Genomic DNA, 9788 nt, shown 5'->3' with positions numbered 1-9788 from the left:
AAGATCGCTCATAATCCAGACTCCTCAGGAGCCTGAATCAGATCGCACGCCGCAATTCAATGGGTCCTGAGCCTAAAGAACCTCATGAGTTCAGCACGCCGCAGCTTCCGGCGAACAGTAACCCCTCCTTCGCTGCTAACGCCGTGAACCTGAAATACGCTCTTGGCGAGGTCGAGGCCGATCGTGGTAGTCATCATGGTGGACGGTTCCTGTTCTGTGGCCACATCAACAACGACCACACTATGGCGCACTCGACGCCGGACACAGGGGCCGTCCACCCCATCAGTCTAACGCTAAATGTGCTCCACTTCGAAGGCTGCAAGCCATTGGTGGAGAAGGGCGTTTTATGAAACCGCTATCGTTTAAGCGATACCGCTTCCCAAGCGAAGTGATCCGTCATGCCGTGTGGTTGTACTTTCGCTTTAGCCTCAGCTCCCGTGATGTCGAAGAGCTGATGGCGCAGCGTGGAATTGACGTCAGCTACGAAACGATCCGGTGCTGGACGATCAAGTTCGGGCCTCTGATTGCACGGCGGCTGAAGAAACGGAGAGTGTCCCCGACAGGCCGTTGGCATCTTGATGAGATGGTTTGCAAGATCGGTGGCCGACGCATGTATCTGTGGCGCGCAGTCGACGACGAAGGCGAGGTTTTAGACGTCATCGTCCAGCGCCGGCGGGACGCGGAGGCAGCTTTGAACTTGATCAGACGTCTTTTGCGCAACCAACCTGTCGAGCCAGAAACCATCACAACGGATGGGCTGGCATCCTACGGTGCGGCGCTGGATCAGTTGGAACTGCGGCACCTTCATCGCCCTGGTCGGCTTCGAGACAACAATCGCGTTGAGAATTCTCATTTGCCGATCCGACGACGAGAACGGCAGCAGCAGAGGTTCAAATCTCAAGCCTCAGCCCAGAAATTTCTTACCACCCACGCAGCGATCTACAACACCTTCAGCACCCAACGCCATTTGATCAGCAGGCCGACACTTCGACGCTTTCGCGCCGATGCGGATACCGCATGGGCGGCCGCTACCGTCTGATAGCGCGCAGGGTAGGGGTCTTTCAGCTTGGTTCAGTTAACCTGACAACACCCGGACAGATGACCGCAACACCCAGATCGTCACTTCAAACCAGATTCACCCTTGCAGTACAGGGGCCGTCCACAGATGACAGCACCGCTGCGGCTCCCCCCAGAGCGCCATCAGCGGGTTTTAACCGCTCCGTAACAAGGTTTTCTCACTGGGCTTATGCGTACCTAGGCTGGGCCATCTACACAAGCCGCACTGCAACGCTTCGTAACGGCCACGGTTCCCTGATTTTCTTACATTTATTGCGTCGGATGATGGGCGGCCAAAGTGCCCCAGCCATCACTGAGGAACCCATAGGGCCGGAGCCGATTAATTCGCTACGGAGAGTCCGGGTTTGTGAGCTGGCCGACACGCGCCGCTCGAGGCTGGCGGACCGAGAGGGTTAGAAAAGGGGCTGCCTTATGTACACTCATCCCGCCAGTTTCGGACGAGGCCTCTATGGCCTGGTCCTTGCGTTTCCGGTGGCCTTATTCACCCAGGCCATGCTGACAGACATCGCCTACCTGAAAACCGAGGAACTGCAGTGGAGCAATTTCTCGGCTTGGGCGATTGTGGGAGGGCTGGTTTTCGGCGGTATCGCCTTTCTCTGGAGCCTGTTCGGGGTTTTGAGATTCCGCTCGCTCACGCACAGTCTTCACAGCGTCTTGCTGTTGGCCATGTGCCTGTTCGGCTTGGTCAACGCCTTCAAACACAGTCAGGACGGGTGGAGCTCGGTCGGTTCGCTGGGCATGACCCTGTCGGTGCTGAGCTGCGTCTGCGCGCTCGTTGCAGGGCTACTTCACTATACCGGCACGCTGCATAAGGGAGCGGTACGATGATCCGTCGTTGTTTGACCATGGTATCGGTCCTCGCTCTGGCAGCCTGCGGCAGCAGCGTCGAGGGAATTAACGAGACCGGGCCGCGTCCCGACCTGCCCGAAATTCGCGAGACCCTGCTGCCGCCCATGCGGATTGCCAAGCCGGTAGGCTGGGGCGACAGCGTGCCTCAGGCACCGCAGGGGTTCACGGTGACAGCGCTGGCGACCGGCCTGAACATCCCGCGCCAGATGCTTGTCCTGCCCAGTGGAGATGTACTCGTCGCCGAGGGTCGAGGCGGCGGGGCTCCGCGCCTGCGGCCCAAGGATGTCATCGCGGGGTTCATCAAGAAGCAGGGCAACACCAAGGTCGAGAGCGGTAACCGGCTGACATTGCTCAGAGATTCTAATGGTGATGGTGTCGCGGACGTGCGGACAGTGTTTCTGGACTCGCTGAACGCTCCCTATGGTTTGGCGTTCGTGGATGGTTACATCTATATCGCCGAGCAGGACGCTCTGGTGCGGGTGCCCTATGTCGAGGGTCAGACCCAAGCCTCGGCAGAGCCGGAAGAGGTTACCAAGCTCCCCTCGGCCCTCAATCATCACTGGACCAAGGCACTGACAGCCAGTGCGGATGGCTCGACGCTGTATGTGGGCATTGGCTCCAATTCGAATGTGGGCGAACGCGGCATGGCCGTGGAGGAAGAGCGCGCCGTGGTATGGGCCATCGATCGTGAAACGGGCGCACGCCGTACCCTCGCGCGGGGCATCCGCAATCCCACCGCTCTGGCGATCGAGCCGAACACCTCCGCCCTGTGGAGCGTGGTGAACGAACGGGACGAGATCGGTCCGCAGTTGGTGCCCGATTACCTGACACAGGTTCGCGATGGGGCATTTTACGGCTGGCCCTACAGTTACTGGGGCCAGAATGTCGATCCGCGCGTGCGCCCGCAAAAACCTGAACTGGTCGCATCCGCTCTCAAGCCCGACTATGCCCTCGGGGCGCATGTGGCGGCATTGGGGTTATCGTTTGCACGCGACGGCGGGTTTGGCGGCACGTTCGTCGAAGGGGCCTTTGTCGGCCAACACGGCAGTTGGAATCGTCAGGATCTGGCTGGCTACAAGGTCACATGGGTGCCGTTTGCCAACGGTCGGCCTGCCGGAGATCAGGTCGACTTTCTGACCGGCTTCCTGACCGAAGACGGTCGAGCACGCGGGCGTCCGGTGGGTGTATTGTTCGATCCGCAGCGGCGTATCCTTCTGGTGGCGGACGATCTGTCCAATACCGTTTGGCAGGTCACACCGCCGCGCGCTGCGGCCGCGGGCCAATGATCCGGGGCAGGGCGGTCAACAAGCCGCCCTTTCTCAGGCGCGGCGACGTCGGGCGCTCGCCCGTGTTCCAAGGTGCACCCGCCGCCGCGATGAACCCGTGGCGCGCCGCAGCGTGGGTTGGCCATTATGGATCGTAACTGGAGCCCCTATTGCGGACCTGCGCCGCTGCCGGACGAAGTGCTGGGTCGCTGGAATACGGACCCGATTTTGCTGGGCGTGCTGCTGGCCTTGTTCTGTGTAGGGATGTGGCGGGTTAAACAAACTGATCGCGGCGTGTTTGGCGGTGTGATGCTTGTGTTGGCCATTGGCTTCATATCGCCGCTTTGCGCTCTCAGCTCGGCGCTGTTCACGGCCCGTACGCTGCACCATCTTTTGCTGGTTCTGGCGGCCGCGCCCTTGCTGGCGCTTTGTCTGCCGCTGCTGAAAAAGCCGCGTCTGATGGCCGCCACCGCGGTTCAAGCGCTGGTCTTTTGGTTGTGGCACGCGCCGTCTCTGTACGCGCAGGCGCTGTCTCATGACGGAGTCTATTGGCTGATGCAGATCAGCATATTGGCGTCATCGGTGTGGTTCTGGGCGGCTGTTCGCAGTGTGTCTGCCCATGCCGCCATTGTCGCGCTTTTGGCGGCCATGCTGTTGATGGGCCTGCTTGGCGCGCTGATCGTCTTTGCGGGCCAGCCGCTCTATGCGCCGCATTTCGCCTCCGGTGCCGCGTGGGGATTGGGTCCCCTTGAGGATCAGCAGTCGGCTGGCCTGATCATGTGGGCACCGGCCGCGGCCGCCTATCTGCTGGTCGCGCTGTTGAAGATGCGCGCGCTGCTGCAGCCCGCCCGCAGGACGCAGGTATGATAGACCGCCTGATTGCACAGGCACTGGAGTGGGCCGCAGGTCATCAGGACGAAGGCCGCTATTCGCCTGTAGCCATCTGGTTTCATTGGACCATGGTGGCGCTGATTGTGTTTCAGTTGGCGTGGGGCTGGTGGATGGGGCGGCTGCCCGTCGGCGGCGACAAGGTGGCGGCCTATGAGGTTCATTTCGCAGTCGGTCTGCTGATGCTGCTGCTCGTCATCGGGCGTCTGACATGGCGGCTCATGGCACCTGATCTCATCAATGATGCGGACAAACCGGGCTGGTCCAGTGTTGCGGCGCATATCACCCATTACGTCTTCTATATCTGTATGTTCGGACTGCCGTTGACGGGATGGGCCATGGTGTCGGCCACTGCGCGAGATGCCCCATTGAATGTGGGGGGCGTCGTTCCCTGGCCCATGTTGCCGATGCAGAACCTGTCGAACAGCCAGCTCTGGACCATCGAGGCCATGGCCGAATGGATGCACTGGGGGCTGATTGTCAGCCTGCTGGTGATGATCCCCATTCATGCAGGGGCGGCCATCAAACATCATTTGATCGACCGCGATGACGTTTTGCACGCCATGATCCCTGTCGTGCCCCTGCCTTCGCCCAAACGCAGCCGATGGCAGCGACGCCTCAAAGCGTGGGAGCGCAAGCTTGAGGCGGGCATCGGCGACAAGTTTCGCAGACTGTTCAGACCCTAGCCGCCGTCGGAGCGTTCCGGTCGCCTGATTTCACGCGTGCCGGCCGGTTTGGCGACGGCCGTCTGGTCCGGCTGGATGTCATTTTCGGGAGGTCTTAAAGGCACGGCGGCCAGCCAGTCGGCGATAGCTTGCGTTTGGTTCGGCGTCAAAGCGTGGGCGGCGGTGGCCATCACACCGCGCGGATCATTGCGCCGCTCTCCGGACTGGAACCGCGCGATCTGCTCGATGGTATAGGCGGCGGGCTGGCGGGCCACAGCGGGTTGCCCACCTGCGCCTTGCCCATCGGAGCCGTGGCAACTGGCGCAGGAGGGGATACCCCGCTCCGCATCGCCCCCGGTCCAGATCAAGGGCCTCACAATCCCCGAGGCTTGATCGGTTTGAGGCGCGGGCATGGCGGCATAGTAGGCCGCGACACGGTTCCGGTCCTGTTGGCTCAAACTGCGCGCTATGGGCGTCATGACAGGGTCGGCGCGCAGGCCGCTGGCATAGTCCTCCATTTGCTTTTGCAGATAGCCCAGATCCTGCCCGGCCAGACGCGGCACCGATATGCCGTCGCCGCCGCCATCCAGCCCGTGGCAGGTAAAGCAGGCGTTTGCGGCTCCTCCGGCCCCGCCGCCCATGGCGATGACTTCGCCGGTCGCGGACAGCCGCTGGTCCGTCGTTCCGTACGAAGTATCGCAACCGGCCACGCCCAGTAGGACAGGCCACAGAAGTGATCGCAGCAGGGAGGCGGGGGCAAGGTTTGGCACACTGTTTCAATCCGGTGCGTCCAATGGAGTTCCTTTAGGACCGCCTCGGAACCATCACGGGGCGCAAGGGATTGCCTATGGGTCGCCGGAAAAAAGGACCAATGCCGCCATGATCCGCCCATGCGATTTCTAAGCGCCGTTTCACTGACGGTGCCGGTCGTACTGGCATCCTGCGCGGAGCCTGAATATCCGCGACGCACGGTGGCCGGAGCCGATGCGGCGCGCGGGCTGGAACTGGTGCGCGAAACGGGATGCGCGGCCTGCCACGATATCCCGCAGGTCCGCTGGCCAAAGGGGCGCAGCGGCCCGCCGCTGGCCGGAATAGGCACGCGGCCCCTGATCGCGGGGCGCATACCCAACCAGCCCGATGCCATGGGGGCCTTCATTCAGGATGCGCCGTCTCTGGTTCCCGGTACCGCTATGCCCGCCATGCCTTTGAACGACCGTCAGGCGCGTGACGTCGCGGCCTTTCTCTATACCTTGGATGACGACTGATGGATTTCCGCAGCGGATGGCCGCCTCCTGTTCTGGACCCTGCAGGGCCGTTTGCCGGTCCGCTGACGACGGTCGCCTGGGTGCTGTTTGTGATGGGGCTGGCGGTCTTTCTGATCGTGGTGGCGGTGCTGGGTGTGGCCCTGTTCGGACCGCCGCGCTTCAGGCGATCACTACAGACCGAACGCTTGGTCTGGATCGGCGGTATTGCCTTTCCCGTTGTCGTGCTCAGCGCGCTTTTGGTCTACGGACTGGCGACCACGGCCCGCTTGTCCGACGCCGCAGACGAGGGCGAAATGCGGGTTCGGGTCACCGGCGAGATGTGGTGGTGGCGTGTGGCCTATCTGGACACCGAAGGGCGCGAAGCCATTCAGGATGCCAATGAAGTCCATATCCCCACGGGCCAGCCGGTCGTCATCGAACTGGAAAGCGCGGATGTGATCCATAGTCTGTGGATTCCGCGTTTGGGCGGCAAAACAGACATGATCCCCGGACGGCGAAACTTCATGCGTATTCAGGCCGATACGCCGGGGGTCTATACGGGCCAATGCGCGGAATATTGCGGCGGCCCCCATGCGCTTATGGGGTTGGTCGTCATTGCCCATACCCCAGAAGACTATGACGTCTGGCGCGCCAGACAGGCGCAGCCTGCTCCGCTGTCCAGCCTTCCGGGTGCGCAGACTTTCACCGCCGCAGGGTGCGGTGCCTGTCACACCATACGGGGCACCTCGGCCAATGGTCTGGCAGGGCCGGACCTGACACACGTCGGCTCCAGACGGACACTGGGCGCGGGCATACTCCCCAATAACCAGGGCACGATGGCGGGCTGGATTTCGGATAGTCAGGCGATCAAGCCCGGTAACCGGATGCCGTCCTATCCGGTGATGACGGGTCAGGAGTTGCAGGACATTTCCGCTTATCTGGAAAGCCTCAAATGACCCCGGAGACCGGTTTCGATACCCGAAAATATGACCGCTTTCCGTCGCAAGGGCCGCGTCCCGAAGGCGAGCTCGAGGAGCTGGAGGCCGCATGGTGTCCACCACGCCGTGCGGGCGAATGGATCACGGCCATCAACAACAACATCATCGGCATCTACTATGTCGGGGCGGCGATGTTGTTCTTCATCTTGGCGGGCACGCTGGCCCTGTTGATGCGCACCCAGCTGGCCCTGCCGATGGCCGGTATCCTGCCACAGGAGACCTACAACCAGATTTTCACCATGCACGGCACGGTGATGATGTTCCTGTTTGCGGTGCCCGCTGTCGAAGCTCTGGCCGTCCTGCTGCTGCCGCAGATTCTGGGGGCCCGCGATCTGCCGTTCCCCCGACTTGGGGCCTATGCCTTTTGGGCCTATCTGATCGGTGGGCTGGCGTTCTTCTGTTCGCTGTTTTTCGGTCTGGCACCGAACGGCGGCTGGTTCATGTATCCGCCGCTGACGGGCAAAACCTATTCGCCGGGAATTAACGCCGATTTCTGGTTGCTGGGGATCGGATTTATCGAAATCTCGGCGATTGCCGGTGCCATCGAGATCATTGTCGGTGTGTTGAAAACCCGTGCCCCGGGAATGACGCTGGACAAGCTGCCCATCTTTGCATGGGCCATGCTGATCTTTGCGTGCATGATCATCATCGCCTTTCCATCCATTATTCTGGCCACGCTGTTGCTGGAGTTGGAACGGGCACTGAACTGGCCATTCTTCGACCCACTGAAAGGCGGGGACCCGATGTTGTGGCAGCACCTGTTCTGGTTCTTCGGCCATCCCGAGGTCTACATCATCTTCCTGCCGGCTGCGGGGGCCATGTCGACCATTATTCCCGCCATGGCGCGTACCCGACTGGTCGGACATTCGCTGGTGGTCATGGCCATGCTGGCGACAGGTTTCATAAGTTTTGGCGTGTGGGCGCACCACATGTTCACCACCGGTATGCCGCAGATCAGCATCAACTATTTCAGCGCGGCATCGATGGCGGTCAGCCTGCCTGCCGGGGTGCAGGTCTTTGCTTGGATCGCCACCATTGCCGCCGGAAAGATGAGGTTTTCCACGCCGGGATTATTCGCCGTCGGTGGATTGGTCATCTTCGTCATGGGGGGGCTGTCTGGCGTGATGGTCGCCATGGTGCCCTTCGACCTTCAGGCTCACGATAGCTACTTCATCGTCGCCCACCTGCACTATGTGTTGATTGGCGGCATGGTGTTTCCTCTGTTCGCCGCGATCTATTACTGGTTTCCGATGTCCAGTTCGCGAACGCTTAGCGAGCGTTGGGGGCGCTGGATTTTCTGGCTGATGTTCGCGGGGCACAACATCGCCTTTCTGCCGATGCACCTATCGGGCCTGATGGGTATGCCGCGGCGGGTCTACACCTATCTGCCCGATGCCGATCTGGCCCTGCCGAACATCATTTCGACTATCGGAGCCTTCCTGTTCGGGCTGGCCGTGTTGTTGTGGGTGATCGATATGTTCCGCAACTTCCGTCCGTTCGGCCGGCGCGAGGTCGGGAACATCCACGACGGGCCGGGGCTGGAATGGCTTCCCAGCGACTATTATTCGGTGCGCTCCATTCCGGTCGTGAAGAGCCTCTATCCGCTGTGGGACCAGCCGGAACTGGCGGAGCAGGTCAAACAGGGGCGTTGGCTGTTGCCGGGGGCCAAAAATGGCGAGCGGCAAACACTGGTCACCAGCCCCCTGAACGCCGAGCCGCAATATGTTCTGCGGATTGCGCGCCCGTCCCCATGGCACGTTTTTGGCGCAGTATTTACAGCCGGATTCTTCCTGATCCTGACCGTGCAGGCCTATGCGGCAGCGGTGGTCAGCGGCGTGCTGGCGGTGTTCTGCATCATGCGCTGGTGCTGGTCGCTGGACATGCCCCACAAGCGGCGCTCGACCGATATCGGCGAAGGTATACGACTGCCCAACTATGTATCGGGTTCGTCAGGACACGGTTGGTGGGCGATGGTCCTGCTGCTGATCGTATCGGGCATGGTGTGCCTGCTGGCGGCATTTTCCTATATTTTCCTGTGGAGCCGACGTCCTGATCTTTGGCAGGCCCCACCGGAGCTGTCGTCCCTGATACTGAACGTGGGCCTGCTGGCGGCAGCAGCGGCTGCGAGCCTGCTGGCACCCAAAGTGCTTAGGCAGTTCAGAAAGCGGGCCGAGACGATGACGACCGTGTTTGTACTGGTCGGTGCGACGCTGGCGGGCGTGGCGATCGTCAACGAGTTTCAGGCGTGGGCGGTACAAGGTCTGGATCCCGAGATATCCTCGCAGGGAGCCTCGGTGTTTGCTCTGCTGGCATGGTCGGCGGTGTTTTGCGCCATCAGTGCGCTGATGGCGCTCTATCTGCTTCTGCGTCGGGGGTTTGGCTACGTCTCGCCTGATCGGCCCACCACTGTGGATGTGATCTGCCTTTTTCTTACCTTCACCGCCGTACAGGCCGCCCTTTCCATCCTGTTGATCCGTCTGTTCCCGGGGGGCGGGTTATAATGTCGCGCTGGCTCAAACTGCTGGGCAGTCTGATGGTGTGGGCGCTGCATTTCGTGGGCCTGTACGCCATCTCCAGCATCGCGGACCTGTACACCTCCGCCAGCGATCCCGTCTCGCGAGTAGTCGGGGTCATTTTTACGCTCGGCTGTCTGGGACTGGTGGCGGCGATCGCGGCGTGGATTATCCGTGGCGACGATGATGAGGCTGACGGACGTTGGGAGCGAAAGCTGGCTTTGGCTGCCGCTGGCGTCTCGGCTCTATCCATCGTCTGGCAAGCCGTCCCTCTGGCGTTTTGAAGGGC

General features: G+C 61.5%; 11 protein-coding genes and 1 pseudogene. 10 read left to right on the top strand and 2 right to left on the bottom strand.

The window, feature by feature from the left end:
- Positions 1–71 precede the first annotated feature (71 nt).
- Positions 72–197: pseudogene (locus LOX95_RS13945) on the bottom strand (IS110 family transposase); the annotation flags it as partial.
- On the opposite strand from LOX95_RS13945, the gene LOX95_RS13940 reads away from it, so the two are divergent.
- The 6 genes from LOX95_RS13940 (at position 144) to LOX95_RS13915 (ending at position 4765) form a co-directional block, all read left to right on the top strand.
- Entirely contained in the window at positions 144–350 is a 207-nt protein-coding gene (locus LOX95_RS13940) for a hypothetical protein (RefSeq protein ID WP_242915640.1), read from the top strand. The pseudogene LOX95_RS13945 and the gene LOX95_RS13940 overlap by 54 nt on opposite strands.
- Entirely contained in the window at positions 347–1039 is a 693-nt protein-coding gene (locus LOX95_RS13935) for an IS6 family transposase (RefSeq protein WP_242915627.1), read from the top strand. The genes LOX95_RS13940 and LOX95_RS13935 overlap by 4 nt, the downstream gene beginning before the upstream one ends.
- A 449-nt stretch (positions 1040–1488) precedes the next feature.
- Positions 1489–1905 (top strand): DUF2231 domain-containing protein, encoded by a 417-nt coding sequence (locus tag LOX95_RS13930; protein WP_242915626.1) that lies wholly within the window; start codon positions 1489–1491, stop codon positions 1903–1905.
- A complete protein-coding gene (locus tag LOX95_RS13925; protein ID WP_242915624.1) occupies positions 1902–3212 on the top strand; it encodes a PQQ-dependent sugar dehydrogenase in 1311 nt (436 codons plus the stop codon). The genes LOX95_RS13930 and LOX95_RS13925 overlap by 4 nt, the downstream gene beginning before the upstream one ends.
- Before the next feature lie 126 nt (positions 3213–3338).
- Positions 3339–4058 carry a cytochrome c oxidase assembly protein gene (locus LOX95_RS13920; protein WP_242915622.1) on the top strand — a complete coding sequence of 240 codons (720 nt, stop codon included), beginning with the start codon at positions 3339–3341 and terminating at the stop codon, positions 4056–4058.
- On the top strand, positions 4055–4765 hold the full coding sequence (locus LOX95_RS13915; RefSeq protein ID WP_242915620.1) for a cytochrome b: 711 nt from the start codon (positions 4055–4057) through the stop codon (positions 4763–4765). Before LOX95_RS13920 ends, LOX95_RS13915 begins: the two co-directional genes overlap by 4 nt.
- Here the strand turns inward: LOX95_RS13915 and LOX95_RS13910 are convergent.
- Positions 4762–5514, bottom strand: a complete 753-nt coding sequence (locus LOX95_RS13910) for a c-type cytochrome (protein WP_242915619.1) — start codon at positions 5512–5514, stop codon at positions 4762–4764. The genes LOX95_RS13915 and LOX95_RS13910 overlap by 4 nt on opposite strands.
- Positions 5515–5634: 120 nt before the next feature.
- On the opposite strand from LOX95_RS13910, the gene LOX95_RS13905 reads away from it, so the two are divergent.
- From LOX95_RS13905 to LOX95_RS13890, 4 genes are read left to right on the top strand one after another with little or no spacing between them, the layout of a single operon-like run.
- Complete coding sequence (locus LOX95_RS13905) at positions 5635–6009, top strand: c-type cytochrome (RefSeq protein ID WP_242915617.1); 375 nt, start codon at positions 5635–5637, stop codon at positions 6007–6009.
- Positions 6009–6944 carry a cytochrome c oxidase subunit II gene (gene coxB / locus LOX95_RS13900; RefSeq protein WP_242915615.1) on the top strand — a complete coding sequence of 312 codons (936 nt, stop codon included), beginning with the start codon at positions 6009–6011 and terminating at the stop codon, positions 6942–6944. The genes LOX95_RS13905 and coxB overlap by 1 nt, the downstream gene beginning before the upstream one ends.
- Positions 6941–9487, top strand: coding sequence for a cbb3-type cytochrome c oxidase subunit I (locus tag LOX95_RS13895; RefSeq protein ID WP_242915613.1), 2547 nt, complete (start codon positions 6941–6943; stop codon positions 9485–9487). Before coxB ends, LOX95_RS13895 begins: the two co-directional genes overlap by 4 nt.
- On the top strand, positions 9487–9783 hold the full coding sequence (locus LOX95_RS13890) for a hypothetical protein (RefSeq protein WP_242915611.1): 297 nt from the start codon (positions 9487–9489) through the stop codon (positions 9781–9783). The genes LOX95_RS13895 and LOX95_RS13890 overlap by 1 nt, the downstream gene beginning before the upstream one ends.
- The last annotated feature ends 5 nt before the right edge of the window (positions 9784–9788 follow it).

The organism is Brevundimonas pishanensis, assembly GCF_022750635.1.
GTDB classification, from domain to species: domain Bacteria; phylum Pseudomonadota; class Alphaproteobacteria; order Caulobacterales; family Caulobacteraceae; genus Brevundimonas; species Brevundimonas pishanensis.
This window is presented reverse-complemented; position numbering and strand designations above follow the sequence as displayed.

Coding starts and splice junctions, on each gene's coding strand:
- LOX95_RS13935 (WP_242915627.1), top strand. CDS start 347: ATGAAACCGCTATCGTTTAAGCGATACCGCTTCCCAAGCGAAGTGATC.
- LOX95_RS13930 (WP_242915626.1), top strand. CDS start 1,489: ATGTACACTCATCCCGCCAGTTTCGGACGAGGCCTCTATGGCCTGGTC.
- LOX95_RS13925 (WP_242915624.1), top strand. CDS start 1,902: ATGATCCGTCGTTGTTTGACCATGGTATCGGTCCTCGCTCTGGCAGCC.
- LOX95_RS13920 (WP_242915622.1), top strand. CDS start 3,339: ATGGATCGTAACTGGAGCCCCTATTGCGGACCTGCGCCGCTGCCGGAC.
- LOX95_RS13915 (WP_242915620.1), top strand. CDS start 4,055: ATGATAGACCGCCTGATTGCACAGGCACTGGAGTGGGCCGCAGGTCAT.
- LOX95_RS13905 (WP_242915617.1), top strand. CDS start 5,635: ATGCGATTTCTAAGCGCCGTTTCACTGACGGTGCCGGTCGTACTGGCA.
- coxB (WP_242915615.1), top strand. CDS start 6,009: ATGGATTTCCGCAGCGGATGGCCGCCTCCTGTTCTGGACCCTGCAGGG.
- LOX95_RS13895 (WP_242915613.1), top strand. CDS start 6,941: ATGACCCCGGAGACCGGTTTCGATACCCGAAAATATGACCGCTTTCCG.
- LOX95_RS13890 (WP_242915611.1), top strand. CDS start 9,487: ATGTCGCGCTGGCTCAAACTGCTGGGCAGTCTGATGGTGTGGGCGCTG.